The organism is Flagellimonas yonaguniensis, from assembly GCF_029193885.1.
GTDB lineage: Bacteria > Bacteroidota > Bacteroidia > Flavobacteriales > Flavobacteriaceae > Flagellimonas > Flagellimonas yonaguniensis.
This window is the reverse complement of record NZ_JARFVB010000005.1, coordinates 218,266-234,149: the sequence shown is the minus strand read 5'-3', so window position 1 is coordinate 234,149 and position 15,884 is coordinate 218,266. Positions and strand designations below refer to the sequence as shown.

18 protein-coding genes are annotated in these 15,884 nt (G+C 43.9%); all 18 read right to left on the bottom strand.

Going from position 1 to position 15,884, the window contains the following annotated elements:
• Window positions 1-3: 3 nt before the first annotated feature.
• Complete coding sequence (gene glgP, locus PY092_RS10800; RefSeq protein ID WP_275615849.1) at window positions 4-2,544, bottom strand: alpha-glucan family phosphorylase; 2,541 nt, start codon at window positions 2,542-2,544, stop codon at window positions 4-6.
• A 37-nt stretch (window positions 2,545-2,581) separates the two neighbouring features.
• Window positions 2,582-3,499, bottom strand: coding sequence for an alpha/beta fold hydrolase (locus PY092_RS10795; protein ID WP_275615848.1), 918 nt, complete (start codon window positions 3,497-3,499; stop codon window positions 2,582-2,584).
• Between the two features lie 41 nt (window positions 3,500-3,540).
• Window positions 3,541-5,226 carry an alpha-amylase family glycosyl hydrolase gene (locus PY092_RS10790; RefSeq protein WP_275615847.1) on the bottom strand — a complete coding sequence of 562 codons (1,686 nt, stop codon included), beginning with the start codon at window positions 5,224-5,226 and terminating at the stop codon, window positions 3,541-3,543.
• Between the two features lie 19 nt (window positions 5,227-5,245).
• Window positions 5,246-6,610 carry a dicarboxylate/amino acid:cation symporter gene (locus PY092_RS10785; protein ID WP_275615846.1) on the bottom strand — a complete coding sequence of 455 codons (1,365 nt, stop codon included), beginning with the start codon at window positions 6,608-6,610 and terminating at the stop codon, window positions 5,246-5,248.
• Window positions 6,611-6,623: 13 nt separating this feature from the next.
• Window positions 6,624-7,685 (bottom strand): class I fructose-bisphosphate aldolase, encoded by a 1,062-nt coding sequence (locus PY092_RS10780; RefSeq protein ID WP_119648604.1) that lies wholly within the window; start codon window positions 7,683-7,685, stop codon window positions 6,624-6,626.
• Window positions 7,686-7,784: 99 nt separating this feature from the next.
• Window positions 7,785-8,798 carry a type II glyceraldehyde-3-phosphate dehydrogenase gene (locus PY092_RS10775; RefSeq protein ID WP_275615845.1) on the bottom strand — a complete coding sequence of 338 codons (1,014 nt, stop codon included), beginning with the start codon at window positions 8,796-8,798 and terminating at the stop codon, window positions 7,785-7,787.
• Between the two features lie 10 nt (window positions 8,799-8,808).
• A complete protein-coding gene (gene nhaA, locus PY092_RS10770; protein WP_275615844.1) occupies window positions 8,809-10,137 on the bottom strand; it encodes a Na+/H+ antiporter NhaA in 1,329 nt (442 codons plus the stop codon).
• Window positions 10,130-11,545: an NAD(P)/FAD-dependent oxidoreductase gene (locus PY092_RS10765; RefSeq protein ID WP_275615843.1), complete on the bottom strand. Its 1,416-nt coding sequence runs from the start codon at window positions 11,543-11,545 to the stop codon at window positions 10,130-10,132. Before PY092_RS10765 ends, nhaA begins: the two co-directional genes overlap by 8 nt.
• A 7-nt stretch (window positions 11,546-11,552) precedes the next feature.
• Window positions 11,553-12,029 (bottom strand): universal stress protein, encoded by a 477-nt coding sequence (locus PY092_RS10760; protein WP_275615842.1) that lies wholly within the window; start codon window positions 12,027-12,029, stop codon window positions 11,553-11,555.
• 54 nt (window positions 12,030-12,083) lie between these two features.
• Window positions 12,084-12,692: a lycopene cyclase domain-containing protein gene (locus tag PY092_RS10755; protein WP_275615841.1), complete on the bottom strand. Its 609-nt coding sequence runs from the start codon at window positions 12,690-12,692 to the stop codon at window positions 12,084-12,086.
• A gap of 358 nt (window positions 12,693-13,050) precedes the next feature.
• Complete coding sequence (locus PY092_RS10750) at window positions 13,051-13,326, bottom strand: DUF5676 family membrane protein (RefSeq protein WP_275615840.1); 276 nt, start codon at window positions 13,324-13,326, stop codon at window positions 13,051-13,053.
• Between the two features lie 78 nt (window positions 13,327-13,404).
• Complete coding sequence (locus PY092_RS10745) at window positions 13,405-13,851, bottom strand: hypothetical protein (RefSeq protein WP_275615839.1); 447 nt, start codon at window positions 13,849-13,851, stop codon at window positions 13,405-13,407.
• A 66-nt stretch (window positions 13,852-13,917) separates the two neighbouring features.
• Entirely contained in the window at window positions 13,918-14,103 is a 186-nt protein-coding gene (locus PY092_RS10740) for an SHOCT domain-containing protein (RefSeq protein WP_262890565.1), read from the bottom strand.
• A 69-nt stretch (window positions 14,104-14,172) separates the two neighbouring features.
• Window positions 14,173-14,391 carry an SHOCT domain-containing protein gene (locus PY092_RS10735; protein ID WP_275615838.1) on the bottom strand — a complete coding sequence of 73 codons (219 nt, stop codon included), beginning with the start codon at window positions 14,389-14,391 and terminating at the stop codon, window positions 14,173-14,175.
• Window positions 14,392-14,418: 27 nt separating this feature from the next.
• Window positions 14,419-14,634 carry a heavy-metal-associated domain-containing protein gene (locus PY092_RS10730; RefSeq protein ID WP_275615837.1) on the bottom strand — a complete coding sequence of 72 codons (216 nt, stop codon included), beginning with the start codon at window positions 14,632-14,634 and terminating at the stop codon, window positions 14,419-14,421.
• Between the two features lie 15 nt (window positions 14,635-14,649).
• Window positions 14,650-14,919 carry a hypothetical protein gene (locus PY092_RS10725; protein ID WP_275615836.1) on the bottom strand — a complete coding sequence of 90 codons (270 nt, stop codon included), beginning with the start codon at window positions 14,917-14,919 and terminating at the stop codon, window positions 14,650-14,652.
• 34 nt (window positions 14,920-14,953) lie between these two features.
• On the bottom strand, window positions 14,954-15,454 hold the full coding sequence (locus PY092_RS10720) for a hypothetical protein (protein ID WP_275615835.1): 501 nt from the start codon (window positions 15,452-15,454) through the stop codon (window positions 14,954-14,956).
• A 97-nt stretch (window positions 15,455-15,551) separates the two neighbouring features.
• Entirely contained in the window at window positions 15,552-15,872 is a 321-nt protein-coding gene (locus PY092_RS10715; protein ID WP_275615834.1) for a hypothetical protein, read from the bottom strand.
• Between the last annotated feature and the right edge of the window lie 12 nt (window positions 15,873-15,884).

The following is a 15,884-nucleotide window of genomic DNA, read 5'->3' as shown; positions in this document are numbered from 1 at the left end:
GATTTAATGCTGCCATAGTATCAAGCTATTCTCCAATGGTACGGATACGCTTTCGTAGTTAGGTAAGATGCGAACGGTAAAGTGATCGGTAGGTCGGTCAGTGATTACCTGTGCATAAAAGTTATGTTGCCCTTCTTCGCCCATCCAATCAAATTTCATCGTGTTTCTTTCGGGCGTTTTGCCGTTAACACCTTCTGCGAACAGTTCTACCTGAATATGCTTGGGGTCAATACCATTCAGCCAAATAGGTACTCTAACATGATGTTTTTGGCGCTCGCTTTCAATCTGAACTTTTCCGAATTTTATGGTATCCCATCTTTTTATGAGTTCGTTTTGCGTGTCTAAAATCCTTTTTCCCGCAGCTCCCTTTTTTGCCGCACGCCTCTTGTATTTTGCTGCTGCAGGCAGATAAAATTGTTCTGTGTACTCCCTTACCGTTCGATTGGTCGAAAAACGGGGCGTTAGGGTCGCCATACTTGTTCGCATTCGCCCTACCCACTGTTCAGGGATGCCTTTTTTGTTACGTGCGTAGAATTCGGGGACGACCTGCTGCTCCAGTATTTCATATAGTGCTGCTGCCTCGTGCGCGTCCCATGCGGGATCGTCGCCATGTTCTTGGCCATCACCCAAGGCCCAGCCTACTTCGGCACTAAATGCCTCGGCCCACCAACCGTCCAGTTCCGATAAGTTGAGGCCACCGTTTACAAGTACTTTCATGCCACTGGTACCACTGGCTTCCCAGGGCCGTCTCGGAGTATTGAGCCATACATCAACGCCCTGGACCAAATTTTCCGTCAACATCATGTCATAATCACTTAGAAAAAGGACATGCCTGTACAAATTATGTTGTTGGATGAACTGCGCCCACTTTTGTATCAACCCTTTTCCCGCTTCATCAAATGGGGGCGCTTTGCCGGCCAAAACCAATTGTACCGGATGTTCCGGGTTGGTAAGGATTCGTACAAACCGCTCGGGATTGTGTAACAAGAGATCCGGTCTTTTATACGGCACAAACCGGCGGGCAAAGCCCAAGGTCAATGTGTCCGGGTCAAGAACTTGGTCGGCGATTTCGACCACTTCAGATGGTAGGCCCGAGACTATTGCCTGTCTCTCAAACCTTTCCCTTATAAAATCGACAAGACAATTTCTGGATTGGTTCCTAAAATCCCAAAGTTTTCCGTCGGATAGCTTAGAAATATGTGCCGAATGGTCATCGAGTTCGCCCCGCCAGCGATCTTTTCCGCAGGCTGCCGTCCATACCTTGTCCGCATATTCAGAATCCCAAGAGGGCATATGAACCCCGTTGGTGACATGGCCAACAGGTATTTCTTGTATCGGCCATCGCATAAAGAGATTTCGAAAAAGATTTCTGCTAACCTCGCCGTGCAAACGACTGACGCCGTTCACCGCACCGCTACCGCGAATGGCCAGATAGGCCATGTTGAAGCTCTCCCAATGATTATTGGAATCTGCCCTGCCCAAGGCCATCAGGTCATTGAAATCGATACTCAATTCGTTTTTGGCGTATTGGCCAAGAAACTGTTCCATTAGCATTGGACTGAAATGATCAAAACCGGCGGCAACCGCTGTATGCGTGGTAAACAGGTTGCCTGCCCGGGTAACGGCAAGTGCCCGTTCAAAAGAAGTTCCATTCATCTTCATAAAATCGTTGGCACGTTCCAGTACGAGAAAGGCTGCATGGCCTTCGTTCATATGGCATACTTCTGGCTGGATATTCAGGGCCTTAAGTAATTTGTAGCCCCCGATACCCAGAACAATCTCTTGTTTTATGCGATGGTCGGGGCCACCTCCATACAGCTCGTCGGTAATACCACGATGGAGGGGCAAATTGGCGGCATCATTGCTATCCAATAGATATAGCTTTGACCTTCCTACCTGTACCTGCCATGTCCTTAGCCATAGCGGGTGACCGGGCAACGATACCTTTATGCGAAGCCACTCCCCGTTGGGTAGGCGTAAGGGTGTAACGGGCAATTGCCCTGGGTCATTGTGCGGGAACAAGGCATTCTGTGAGCCAAATTTGTCGATTTCCTGACGGAAATACCCTTTGGCATAGAGTAGCCCAACGGCCACGACCGGTACGCCCAGGTCACTTGCCGATTTCAACTGGTCTCCGGCCACGTTGCCTAGCCCGCCTGCATAAATGGGCAGTGCCTCGCTCAGCATATACTCCATGCTGAAATAGGCAACACACTTAAGCTGGGTCTTGGCATAGTTTTGTTGAAACCAGTTCGGGGCCGATAGTGCTTTTTCGTTCTCATTCAAAAGGCTTTTGATTTTCGCCCGGAATTCTAGATCGTTCAAATGCCCCTCAAGCCGGTCGCGTGAAACGGTCTGCAAGATTACCCATGGATTTTGGGTAAGTTCCCAAAGTTCGGGGTCTAATTGTTGCCATAGTTTATCCGAGGCATGGTTCCATGACCAGCGAATGTTCAGGGCAAGTTCCAAAAGGTCATCGATTCCCTTGACATCAGTATGTATCAATCCGTAGAGTTGATCTGTACTGTATTTTTGTTTTTTCATCTTTCTATTTCATTTTCAGATTAGTATTCATTCCTGTTCATTGTGATTTTCCGTCAAAATAATTATCTATCGCTTTCCAGACTTTCAGTGGTTGCTTCAGAAAGAGCTGGTGGTCACCATCCTGTATTTCCATTAATTTTGCACGGGGAAAAGACTTTGCAAACTTTTCCACGTTGACAAAGGGTGCCACTTTATCATCGGTGCCTTGGATAAACAGGATCTTTCGATTGATTATGTTCTTCGTAAGGGCGTAGAGATCCGTTTTTAGAATGACCTCGTTCAACGAATTGTAGTAGCTCTGCCAGGTATGCTTTTTCGAGTCCCTAAAAACATCATCGGTCAGATTTTTAGGCTTAAACCATTTGACAATGTATAAGGGGTGGAGCATACAGAACACTTTCCCATAGGAGCTTACGGCAAGCTTGTCAAAAAAGGAATTACTGGACATCTGTTCCAAAAATTGGTCTTTGCCTTCGAAAACGGGGAGGCCTATGACCGTAGCCCCTCTAAACCAGTCGGGGCGTTCCGCAAAGAGGGCCAAGGAAATTACCGCGCCCATGGAGTGGCCCAAGATAAGGGTGTTGCCATTATTAAAGCCCTCGTTCGTGATGATGTTCTCAAGTGCCGCAAGCTGAATTTCGAGGGTATATTCACTTTGGGGTTTTGGCGAATCGCCGAAACCCAACAAGTCGACCAAAAGAAGCCTGTACGTTCGGGTAACTTGTTCCAAATCCTTTTTCCAATAATCTTTAGTACCTGCCATGCCATGGATCAGGATGATGCTCCTTTCGCCCGAGCCCACTACTTCATAGTTCAACAGCATAGTTTCTGGATCATATTCAGGTGCTAAAGCGACGGTTAGGTATTGATATCCTGCAACAGAGATGAAGAGTATCAATACTACCGACACTGCCACCAGAGCCCCTTTTACAATTTTCACGATCATGTATTTCATGGTCTTATATTATTAATTTCTACAACCTAAGTTTGTCTTGCTTACGTGTTTTTGAACATCAAAAACTCCATGGGTTTTAGCTTTACCTTGATGAAAAGGCGGCCAGCTTCTTGATCTGTATTCTTTTCTATTCTGATTTTTTTCTTGTTCCCATAGAGGCATACCATATAGGTGCCTTCTTTATTGATAGAGTTATCTATTGCTATGTATTCTTCTTTGGTTTCCTTTGGCGAAGAATTATAGACGACAAGGATCTCGCCCTGATGTAGGATCCTTGAAAATGCCAATAGGCATTCCTTGCCATCGGGAAAATGAAAATCAACCCCGTTTTTTGAAATTTCCCTGAAATACATTCGACCGAACTTTAGAATGGACTCTTTCTGCCTTAAATGTGCCAAGACCGAAATTCGCTTGAATATCCATGAACCTTGGTTCAATACGTTGGTCTCCTTATCATCGGGATCGAACATTCCTTCCCTGATATACCGGTCATCCATACCGTTGCCCTCAAAACCCTGTTCGGTACCGTAATAAATACATGGGGCGCCAAGGGCGCAAATGAGAAAGCCCATTCCTGCAACAATTTGTTCAGGGGTGGCATTATGGCCAAAGCGGTGCTTAAAGTCCATCCCCACCTGGTCGTGGTCATCGATATAGGTTACCAAGAATTCCCCATACTCACCCCGGCTTAAGGCATTCTTTTGCAAATCCGAATACCGTTGTATCAATCGGTTCGGGGATGAATTCCCCTTTATGACCTCTGCCAGAACACTGTGTAACGGATGATCTAAAATGGAATCTAGCCCGTAATATACATTCCGGTCCTTCGGCAGCATTTTGGGGCCTATATAGGGATTGCCCATCTCATCATTACCGATAATTTCGCCAAACAGGAAAAAGTTTCTCTTGCCCAAGGTGTAGGCATATTCCCTTATGTTGGAACAAAAACGGCTAATGTCGTTTCCTTTCATGTGTTTGACGGCATCCAAACGAAAACCGTCCACATCCGTCTCGCGTATCCAATAACAGTGTATCTTGACCAATATATCCAGTAAACTTTCGCTGGCGGGAGAACCATCGTTCCTAAATGTTTTTAAGGTAAAGAAGTCGCCTTCCTGGGTCTCGGGATACGCATCGAAATTCCTGATCTGCCCTTTTCGGTTATACATTTCGGGGTCTGCCAGTTCGACTGGAAGCGGCCTGTCCTTCTGGCGCCAACCTCCTAGTGGAAACCGTTGGCCACCAGCATAGAAATAATCATAATCAAAAGGATAGGACCAATTATCGCCTGAATGGTGCAGAACGATATCCAAAAAGACCCTTATATCAAGCCCGTGTGCCTTGTCCACCAATTGTTCCAGTTCTTCCTTGGTGCCCCAGCGTTTGTCCACGTCCATATAGTTCTGGATGGCATAGCCATGGTAGGATCCTGGGTTATTTTCAAACACGGGACTTAACCAGATAGCCGTACAGCCCAAATTTTTGATGTAATCGATATTGTCTGTGATGCCTTTGATGGTGCCCCCAAAAGGCTTTTGCAGCTGGTCTTCGTTCCCGAAACCGGCATGCCGGATATCGAAATTCATCGAATGCCGTTTATTGCTATCATGAAACCGGTCGACCATCATAAAATAAATGATCTCCTCCCGCCATTCCCTGTGACAGTTTACCCAGTACGCCTTGCCCGGTTTCGGGGAAAGATCTATTTTGCTAATTGATTTTATCATTATCCGTTTCTTTTAATAATTAAACAGTTGAATATTCGGTAGTCCTTTTTACATCGCTCACTTTGGTTCCCCCTGGCTTATTTCCATAAAACCTATCGAATACCATGCAGGCCGTTAGGTCCCCGGTAACGTTGATCGCAGAGCGGAACATCCCGAGCAAGCGCTCGACCCCGATGATGATGATGATTCCTTCGGCGGGAATTCCTGCACTGGATAGTACAGAGGCCAAAATCACCACGCCACCACCCGGGATGGCCGGGGTGCCGATGGAAGCGGCGACTATGGTAACTACGACAACGATGACATTGAGAAGGCCCATTTCAAGGCCATAGGCCTGTGCTATGAACAAGGTCGTTATGGTCTGATAGAGGGCCGTCCCGTCCATATTCACGGTAGTCCCGATGGGGATTATGAAATTACTGATGGCCCCATCCACCTTAAGTTCTTCCTCCGCTGTTTTCAGCGATAAGGGCATTACCGCGGCAGAGCTTGTTGTTGAGAACGCCAAAAGCTGTACATCCGTGATCTTTCGCAAAAATTTAAAAGGGTTGCTCTGGCCAAGTATGCTGACCAGCATGATGTAAATGCCGAGCAATATGAGCAATCCCATCAGTACCACGAGCACATAAAATCCCAGACCCGTTAAGGAGTTCAGGCCAACGCTCGACGTAAGCTGTGCCATTAGACCGAATACGGCGACCGGAACCAATAACATGGCCCATTTGACCACCGTCATACAGATTTCCTGTATGGCCCCTAAGAGCAATTTTACAGGTTTGAGCAGGTCGTCGGTCAGCGACAATACGGCGACCCCTATGATAATGGTAAAAATGACGATGCTCAACATTTCGCCACTTACCATGGAGGCCAATGGGTTTTCGGGCAGTAAATTGGTTATGGCATTCGGAATATCGTTTATTCCAAAGGATAGTTCCGAACTTTTGGCAGCGTCGGCCAATGCATTTGTATGATCGACTTCCGCCTGTTGGTGCAGATATTTTCCGGGGGAAAAGATCAGTGCAAGTACGGTGCCTATGGTTACCGATATAATTGTTGTCGATATGAAATATAAGAGTACGCCACCACCCAACCTTTTCAAGTTATCCTTATCGTTACTAGCGATACCTGTAATGATGGAAGCCACGATCAAGGGAATCATGATCATTTGCACCAGTTTCAGGAAGAGCATACCCGGCAGGGCCAGCCAATTTCCTAGAACATCGGCTGTGCTTTTGGTGATCCAACCGTTTTGGGGGCTTAACAACAGGCCGACCCCGACACCGAGGAACAAGGCAATTATAACCTTGAGCCACAGCCTATTTTCTACCAGTTTACGCAGGTAGTGGTTTAGGGATTTTAATGACTTTATTTCCGTATCGAGCATGCTTATATCTGTATTATGCCACTGTGATTCTTTTCTCAATGTAAACGCCCTGGACCGCATGTATCAATTCCACCCCTTCCTTAAAAGGCCTTTGAAAGGCCTTCCTTCCCAAAATAAGCCCGGACCCTCCAGCTCGTTTGTTTACGATAGCCGTTGTGATGGCCTCGGTCATATCGGACGCCCCTTTGGAACCCCCGCCAGAATTAATCAATCCAATTTTGCCCATAAAGCAATTGGCGACCTGTAAACGGCACAAATCGATGGGGTGTTCCGTTGTCAGGGTTTTGTACATGGCATCGTCATACTTCCCAAATTGAAGGTCTTTAAAGCCAAAATTTGTTGTGGGCAATTTTTGTTTGATGATGTCCGCCTGTATTGTTACTCCAAGGTGGTTCGCCTGCCCTGTTAGATCCGCGGCGGTGTGATAGTCCTGTTTATCCGTTTTGAAAGCATCGTTGCGGGTGTAGCACCACAAGATTGTGGCCATACCGAGGCTATGGGCCTCGGCAAAGGCTTCCGCAATCTCTTTCAACTGTCGATTACTTTCCTTGGATCCAAAATAGATAGTGGCACCAATAGCAACCGCGCCCATTTCCCAAGCTTCCTTGACTTTCCCAAAAAGGTTTTGGTCATAGGCATTGGGATAGGACAGGAGCTCATTGTGGTTGATCTTCACAATAAAGGGGATTTTATGGGCATATTTACGGGCATAGAGACCCAGCGCACCGAAGGTCGATGCCACCCCGTTACAACCCGCACCGATGGCCAGTTTTATAATGTTTTCCGGATCAAAATAATCGGGATTCTTATAAAAGGAAAAAGCGGCACTATGCTCAATCCCCTGGTCTACGGGAAGTATGCTTAAATACCCTGTATCCTTTAGATTGCCATGCCCGTACAATTGGGCAAGGCTTCGAAGCGTTTGTGGGCTTCGATTACTATTGACAAAAACTTTGGAGACAAAATCAGCATCAGGCAATTGTAGTTCATCCTTGGTGATCTTTTCGCTTACGTGGTCCAGATAGAAGGAAGCTTTGTCCCCTAATTGTTCCACTATATTTTCGTATGTTTTCATGTGTTTATTTTTTTGTTTTTCAACGGCCATATGTAACATCCATATAATCATTTCGTTGTGTGACAAAATTTTTGGTCATAGATGTTTCATTGTCCTTTTTTATCCGATTCCTAAACTTTCATTGGTCTTTTCGATGGATTTGTGCGCATCGGTCTCAATACCAGTAAGGGCCCGAATGGCGTCGATGGTCTCGGGGATTACGATCGCTTGATTGTCCACCACGTAGGCATAAAAAAGTTCATCGCCCACAACCTTGAGCATATCTTCCCAAAGTGCCACCTCGTACATGTCGCCCCATGGTCTGCCCATGTCCAAAAACATTTCCTTGATCGTGTTGTTGGAGACCAAGCCTTGGTCATAGTGTATCAATTTGATACGGCTCGAAGTTTTAAAGGCGTTGAGCACTTCTTCTTTAGATGCTTCTTTCTTTAGCTTCACGTTCCAATAATGCATATGGCTCAGGGTTTCGGGCACTTTTACCGCCGAGGTGATCACATCCAAATCCGGGTCGACACTTTGCGCATCGGGCCCTTGATGACTTGGGATGTCTTTTTCAGGCACCATGGTGTTCATTATACCTCCTAAATGGCTTTCCCATGGGTCGGTGGCCCTTCTTAATAATGTTCCCCGTGCATAATCCAATAAATCTGCCCTTTTTAAAGCGGTCAATGTTCTCAAGATTGATGTGGTATTACAGGAAACCACTCGGGTAGCATCAATATTTAGCGCCGTACTATAATTGTTTTCCGCACTAAAGGAATGTCCTGTGGTTTCGTGTTTTTCGCCACCTTGAACAATGAACTTAATACCTTGTTTTTTATAGACCTCTACGTTCTTTGCCGCTATATTCTTCGGAGTGCAATCCACCACAAGGTCCACTTTATCCAATAAGTCCTGCATATTGCCCATTACCGAAATGCCCGAAGCCTTCATTTGTTTTTCCGCTTCGGTGGTTGCCGCATAGATATCATAATCCTTTCTTACAGCGTTCTTTATGCGCCAATCGCTGATAATGTCGCAAATCCCGACTAGTTTCATGTCATCCTGTAACTGTATGGCATCGGCAACTCTTTTGCCGATGACCCCGTATCCTACTACTGCAATATTTTTCATATCCTTATTATTATTTAACTGTTAATAATTTTTTACTGTTTCCGTGTAATAGTAGCGCGCCCATTACCCCTGCTATCATCGAAGCGAATAGGATGCTTACCTTGGCCGTAAATATTAGGGACTCGTCCGTGAAAGCCAATTCATTTATAAACAATGACATTGTAAAGCCTATTCCTCCAAGAAAGGCCACACCATAAATCATGTTCCAATTCACGTTTTCCGGTAGTTTGGCCAGTTTAAATGCGACCAGCAGTCGTGAAAAAGCGGTAATACCGATAAATTTTCCAAAAATCAGACCTAGACCAATCCCCAAACTAACGGGACTGGATAGTACTTTCAACAAATCTCCATGAAGATGTATTCCAGCATTTGCCAAAGCGAACAAGGGAAGAATTACAAAGCCCACTATTGGGTTTAAAGTCCTTTCCAATTTTTGAAGTGGAGTTTCAGCCTCGGAACTTGCAGTCTTTATATCCTCCAATATCTCCAATTGCGTTTTTGAGATAAGCGTGCCCTTTATCGACTTGGTTTCTTGAAATCTCTTATGCAAACGGTCTAAACGCTCTAAAAAGGTATTCTCCTTAATTTTTACCCTACCAGGAATAGCAAATGCCGTCAGAATCCCGGCAATGGTTGGATGTACCCCTGAAAAAAAGAAGGCCAGCCAAACACCACCGATACCAATGATGGCATAGAACCAAGTGCTTCTCACTCCAGCATAATTGCCTATAATCAAAGCTCCGAAGAACAATAGCCCATGCAGTAAATCCATCTCGGATATACCGGAAGTATAAAATAGGGCAATGACCAAGACGCCTCCCAAATCATCCACTATCGCCAACGTAATAAGAAAAACCCTTAAAGAGGCTGGCAGTCTTTTGCCGACAAGGGCCAGGACCCCTAGAGAAAAGGCAATATCCGTGGCCATGGGAATGCCCCAACCATTAGAAGCTTCGCCCGAGCTATTGAACATAAAATAAACAAGGGCAGGAAGTACCATGCCACCTATAGCTGCACCAATAGGTAGCACCGCATTCTTTGGGGATGAAAGTTTACCACCGATTATTTCACGTTTCAGCTCCAGACCTACTTGTAGAAAGAAGAGGGCCATCAAACCATCGTTGATCCATAACAGCAGTGGCTCCGATAGCTGAAGACTGCCAACGGTAAAGGCAATATCAGTTTGCATTAAGTCGATATAATATTCCTTCCACGGCGAATTGGCCCAGACCATTGCGACGACGACCGTGATAAAGAGAACAACACCACTGTTATTGAGTTCTTTGGCCGTGCTGCCGAAGAATTTAATAATGCCGTTATTTGTAAGGTGTTTAGACATCAATACTGGATTTTTTTGTGTTTACATCCTTTTCCAAATGATTTTCGGAATTATCCTTTGTTTGAGTTTTCGCAGTATTATTAAGTTTGAAATTCCTAATAATTACCCTATTGCTCTTTTCATAGGAAAAATAGCTTACGGCCCAATTGAAGCCGACCAATAACTTGTTTCGAAACCCACTAATGGATAACAGGTGTACGACCGACCACAGCAACCAGGCAAAATAGCCGGCAAACTTTAGTTTACCTAGATCTGCAACAGCCTTGCGCTTACCAACGGTAGCCAAAGAACCCTTGTCCTTATAGCTAAATAACCCTATTGGTTTATCATTGATGATCCCCATCAATGTGCAGGCAAGGTATTTTCCCTGTTGGATGGCCGCCTGTGCTACCTGTGGGTGGCCTTTTGGGGTCTCTTCGGAAATCAGGGCGGCAATATCCCCGATGGCATAAATGTTTTCTTGACCGTCTACTTTCAAATAAGCATCGGTTTTTAAGCGATTTCCCTTCACTACATGCCTCTCATCGATACCCTTTGGGAAGTCCCCTTTTACACCTGCCGTCCAAATTAAGTTCTTGGCCAAAATCGTCTTCCCACTTTTGGTTTGTACGATCCTACCATCATAATTGCTAACGGACTCTTTCAGCAATACTTTCACGTTTAGATTTTCCAAATAGGTCAGGGTTTTTGAAGAAGCTTTGTCGGACATGGCCGAGAGCACTTCGTCCATAGCTTCCACCAAATAAATGTTCATTATGGAAGAAGGGTACTCTGGATAATCCTTTGGTAGAATGTATTTACAAAACTCCGCCAAGGCACCTGCCATTTCTACCCCTGCAGGGCCACCGCCCACAATCACAAAATTGGTAAGGGCATCGCGTTCCTCATCATCGCATGTAATCGCGGCCTGCTCCAAGTTTTGCAACATCATGTGGCGGATGTTCAGGGAATCCCGGATATCCTTCATGCCCAAACTATTTATTTCCACTTCTTCCATACCGAAGAAGTTGGTCTTTGTTCCCGTAGCCAAGACCAGATAATCGTAGGTAAGTTTTCCTTTGTCCGTTATGACAGTATTGGTAGAGGCTTGAATTTCCTTTACCTCGGCCAGCCTGAAGCTTACATTCTTATACCCCTTAATTTGTTTTCTAAAAGGGAACACAATACTATCGGGTTCGAGGCCGCTAGTGGCTACCTGATAAAATAAGGGTTGGAATTGATGAAAGTTGTTGCGGTCTATCAGTACAACCTGAATATCTTTGTTTTTCAGCCCTTCCACCAATGCTAGACCCGCAAAGCCCCCTCCAACTATAACTACCCGTGGCAACCTAGAATTTGGCAAGCAGATAGCTTCCGTCACTTTACATGTATTGTTGTTGATACGGTCTAACATTTGGTTATTGCTCATTAACTTTTTACTGATTATTTTTCTCTTTCGAGTCGCGTTTCCGTACTATCATGACGGAACAGTCGGCATGCGTTGCCAAGGACTGGGAAACCGAGCCAAGCAGAAATCTGGAAAATGCACCATGACCCTGCGACCCGACTACGATTAAATCGGCATCAAAGGCTTCCGCCTTTTCCAAAATTGCACTTTTGGGAAGGCCATTGACCACCGCTGTTGTTATAGACAATGCGCTATTATTGTCACTTAATGATTTTGAAGCTTCATTAACAAGATCTTCTGCTGATTTTTTCGCATTGGATACCGTTTCTTCATAATAATTGCCAAGTGTGCCGCCCAATGGAAGGGCACCAGGAGCGGCCAACATGGGATTTTCGAACACATTCAAAATACATACTTCGGTACCCGCAGGCAACGGCAGCGCTGCAAGTTCATCTATGGCGACTTTACTAAAGTCAGAACCATCTATTGCTAATACTATTTTCATCTTTTTAAATTTATTTGTTCATGATTAATTATGCTTAATTCCCATATTGCCAAATCAACTTACGACCAAGGGTTTCATCAATTTTTTCCAATACAAATGCTCGTATAGCCCCGACCAGTACATTCCGAAAGTGAAAGCGAACAACAGTTCCTCAACGGGGATACCAATAACCAATATATGGGTCAGGTTCTCCAGATTCCAGTAGAGTTCCACATAATCGGGATAGAACGGAAGGATGCTACCGAAATAAATAAAGTAGAGCACCGTGAACAATAGACCTCCGATCCAAATCTTTTCTATTAAATCTGGCCTGCAATACAGCGTTGCCAAACCGCCCATGAACATGGCTAGAATCCCACAATAAATATGGTTCAATTCGGTAAAAAGACTCAAGGCCCCGAAAACCAAAACTGGAACAAAGAGAATATATACATGCAGGGAGTGTCTTCTATGACTTCTTTCGGTGTGCGGGAATTCAACGTAGCCACGTTTAAAAATAAGATTATACAATACCGTACCAATACCCCCAATAGCGAATGAAAAGATGAGACTTTCAATATCGAAGCCTGTCTTTATCGCCAAATCAAAAAGGGACGGCGGATGCCAATATTCAGGAACGAACAAAGGTTCTGTAAGCCCGAAGGGCATCGTTATCCAACTCATTTTGAGCATTTCCTTCCTAGAATCCTTTTTCAGGAGGTAAACCAGGCCCCAAAGGGCAAGGAGGATAAGCGACCATATAAACCAAACGTATTGCATAGGAATCTTCTAGTTGATATAATTATGTCCAGATTCAACAGGTCTTCCCTGTCGCCGAACTGTTTATTGAATATTTTACTAAAGGAATACACCAAGGCCAGCTGCACATGGTGCCCGATTTTACCAAATAAGTTTCCATTGGCCCCCTTGTTATTTTACCCATTTTTTGGCACTTACCACTAGCAGATTGTCAGGAAAAAACAATATACCAGCGGTCAATGCAGTGCCATATTCTAAAGCCTCTTCTATCCACAAGCTTAGATTATCTCCTCTTAATTTGTGCGTTATAAAAGCCTGCAATGCATGCTCCGATAAGCCATCCCAGAATAAAGGTTTGTACGATGCCAAAGAGAGCCTCCAGTAGGGGGACATCCATTCTTATAATATTGGTCGTGTCCAGACCGTGCAATAGGCTATTGAAAAATAATATGCTCCCTTCTTGCCCTGCGGTAGCCATGACGACCATACAGCCCAGATAAATCAAGGCTCCTGTGAGACCGAATGCAAAACCAAGTTTTTTTACGTTTAATCGATACATGATTGTTGTTTTTATGTTAATAGTTGTTCCAAATTCATTTGTGGAGTAAAGACCCTTTGTGCTAAACCAAAATTTTAATTAATGGTTCTTTTCCATACTTTTTTTGTACTCCATCTTATTGTGCATAGCTTTTTCCAATTCCTCATGCTCCAAAGTGTGGTCACAAAAGGTGTTGCTCAAAAGGCTGTCATTGGCAATGACCGGCATAAAATGATGGGTGGTCAATAGCATAAGGTCAGGGTATCCAGTAATCATATCGCTCAGTTTACCGGCGAGAATGGTATCGTTTGCCGCTGCTTTTACGAGTTCGTCTACCATCATGCCCGTGGCATGATCATTATCCATCATTTTGGTAATATACTTTTTGCCCAAATCGTGGTCTTCGACCATCAAGGTCAAGACTTCCTCTTGTTTAGAGGGGTTCTTAAGCATATCCTTTACAGCACTTTCCTGTTTTTGTGCACAGGCCGATAATGTGAAAACGGCCAATACAATTCCTACTGCTTTTTTGATTTTTGTTTTCATTTTGATTCATTCTAAGTGTTACTAATTGCTTATTATTCCTAGTGTCATGTTAAAGTTGAAATGACACTATTCGGATTTTAGAATCCTTTTTGATTCTTCAAATTCCTCTTTTGTAATTTCCCCATTGGCAAATCTTTTTTTGAGAATTGCGAGAGGGTCTTCCTTCTTTGATTTTCGGTACGGGATATCGTATGGCACAAAGAAGATCCATATTAAGAGGATCAACCATATGATCCACCATACGAAGTGCATACCGCCCCAGTGTCCGTCAAAAAAATGCATAGTTTTAGATTTAAAGATTAATAGTTGTTCGTTGTTGGACTATTTGTCCGATCTTAAAAGATTCCTTGATTGCTCATATTCCTCCTTGGAAATCTCGCCCTTGGCAAACCGGATTTTGAGCGTTGTTACCGGATCGTCTTCATTGATTTCTGCACCAGATGTGCCAGACGGCGCAAAAAAAATCCAGCCTAAAGCCACTAACCAAATTGCCCACCAGATAAGGTGCATTCCCCAAAAAAATCCATCTCTGTAAAACATGTTCTTAATTTTATGGTTACTATTATTTTAAATGATCTCAGTTATGGTATAGCCCTCAAGTTTGTTGAGTTGCTTTTGCAAATCTTCTACTGAAAGTTTCTCCTTCATACTGATGATCGTCTTTCCTTTTGGGCTTAAAAAGATTTCCGTTTTCTCAATGTCCGGGTGTGCTTCCATGGTTTTTTTTACCCTTGCTATACATCCGCCACAGCTTATTCCGTTTATTTGATATTTATGTTTCATTGGTTTCTGATTTTTTTAATGATGGCTATGGCCCTTATGTTCCTCATTGGTTTCAGATGCCAACGATTTTTTTTTACCATATTCGTGTTGCTTATTATTCTGTTCCGAATGGTTATGCCTACCGTGGCCATGTGCGCCATGCGGCATAAAGAGATGAAACACGAACATCAGGATGATAAAGCCAAAAAGTCCGTTATATCCCGTAATGCCCAATGCTGGGGCGAAAAAAATTAATAGTAACGGAAGTCCGCAACCGATAACCATCCATATCCAATGACCTTTCATGATTTCTATTTTTTAGTGTTAAATTTTATATACTTTAATGATGATCGCCATGACTTTGGCTTTTGCTCAATTCCAATTTGGCCTGTTCAATATTATCTACTCCTTTCTCGGCCATCATATCCATGCAAGACTCCATACAATCTTCGCTCATCATGCCTTTTTCATGCATCATTTTCATCATATCGCCCATCATCATTCCATCTTTCATCATGGATTGCATCATGTTTTTCATCATCATGCTATCTTTCATCATGTTTTTCATCATCATGCTATCTTTCATCATCATTTGCATACCCTGGCCTTTCATCATATTACCCATCATCTGTTGGTTGCCCTGCATCATCTGCATGGCATGGTCGTTCCCTTTCATATTGTCCATGAATTCGGTCATATAGCTGTGATTATTGGCAATTGCATCAAAGAGTGCCGTTCTCGTTTGTGAATTTTCGAGCATAGCATTAGAATCTGTTTTCTGGTTGCAACTGGATAGGATAACCATTGCGAATACCGAAATAATGATTGTTATTGTTTTCATAGTGTTATATTTTAATTATGATTCAATTGTTATCTTTTTTTGGAATTTTGCTCCCATAGCTAAGCATCTATTACTATGGGAGCATCTACCTCTAACCCTAATTTGCTGATTTAAGAAACTCTTCAATTTTTTTACTTTCATTTTCGGTAAGATTGGCCCTTACCCTCATATGGAGGCTAATGGTTTCCCAATCGGTATCGTTATAATCTGCTGGAGATGGGGCAATATGACAGCGATTACAGGTCTCTCCCCAAAGCTGTGCTCCTGATTTCTCTATCTTGAAATCATCAGCTGTATCCGCTACCGTTTCGGCGGGCACATCCGAATATTTTGTCTTGGTTGAAGAGCACGCAACCACCGTCAAACCCGTGATGGCCAGTAAGGCCAAGACTATCGATAATTTATATGTTGTTTTCATTTTTTTGCTTTT

Bases quoted from the DNA above. Each gene is read 5' to 3' on its own strand.
- glgP (WP_275615849.1), bottom strand. From the start codon at position 2,544: ATGAAAAAACAAAAATACAGTACAGATCAACTCTACGGATTGATACAT.
- PY092_RS10795 (WP_275615848.1), bottom strand. From the start codon at position 3,499: ATGAAATACATGATCGTGAAAATTGTAAAAGGGGCTCTGGTGGCAGTG.
- PY092_RS10790 (WP_275615847.1), bottom strand. From the start codon at position 5,226: ATGATAAAATCAATTAGCAAAATAGATCTTTCCCCGAAACCGGGCAAG.
- PY092_RS10785 (WP_275615846.1), bottom strand. From the start codon at position 6,610: ATGCTCGATACGGAAATAAAGTCATTAAAATCCCTAAACCACTACCTG.
- PY092_RS10780 (WP_119648604.1), bottom strand. From the start codon at position 7,685: ATGAAAACATACGAAAATATAGTGGAACAATTAGGGGACAAAGCTTCC.
- PY092_RS10775 (WP_275615845.1), bottom strand. From the start codon at position 8,798: ATGAAAAATATTGCAGTAGTAGGATACGGGGTCATCGGCAAAAGAGTT.
- nhaA (WP_275615844.1), bottom strand. From the start codon at position 10,137: ATGTCTAAACACCTTACAAATAACGGCATTATTAAATTCTTCGGCAGC.
- PY092_RS10765 (WP_275615843.1), bottom strand. From the start codon at position 11,545: ATGAGCAATAACCAAATGTTAGACCGTATCAACAACAATACATGTAAA.
- PY092_RS10760 (WP_275615842.1), bottom strand. From the start codon at position 12,029: ATGAAAATAGTATTAGCAATAGATGGTTCTGACTTTAGTAAAGTCGCC.
- PY092_RS10755 (WP_275615841.1), bottom strand. From the start codon at position 12,692: ATGAGTTGGATAACGATGCCCTTCGGGCTTACAGAACCTTTGTTCGTT.
- PY092_RS10750 (WP_275615840.1), bottom strand. From the start codon at position 13,326: ATGTATCGATTAAACGTAAAAAAACTTGGTTTTGCATTCGGTCTCACA.
- PY092_RS10745 (WP_275615839.1), bottom strand. From the start codon at position 13,851: ATGAAAACAAAAATCAAAAAAGCAGTAGGAATTGTATTGGCCGTTTTC.
- PY092_RS10740 (WP_262890565.1), bottom strand. From the start codon at position 14,103: ATGCACTTCGTATGGTGGATCATATGGTTGATCCTCTTAATATGGATC.
- PY092_RS10735 (WP_275615838.1), bottom strand. From the start codon at position 14,391: ATGTTTTACAGAGATGGATTTTTTTGGGGAATGCACCTTATCTGGTGG.
- PY092_RS10730 (WP_275615837.1), bottom strand. From the start codon at position 14,634: ATGAAACATAAATATCAAATAAACGGAATAAGCTGTGGCGGATGTATA.
- PY092_RS10725 (WP_275615836.1), bottom strand. From the start codon at position 14,919: ATGAAAGGTCATTGGATATGGATGGTTATCGGTTGCGGACTTCCGTTA.
- PY092_RS10720 (WP_275615835.1), bottom strand. From the start codon at position 15,454: ATGAAAACAATAACAATCATTATTTCGGTATTCGCAATGGTTATCCTA.
- PY092_RS10715 (WP_275615834.1), bottom strand. From the start codon at position 15,872: ATGAAAACAACATATAAATTATCGATAGTCTTGGCCTTACTGGCCATC.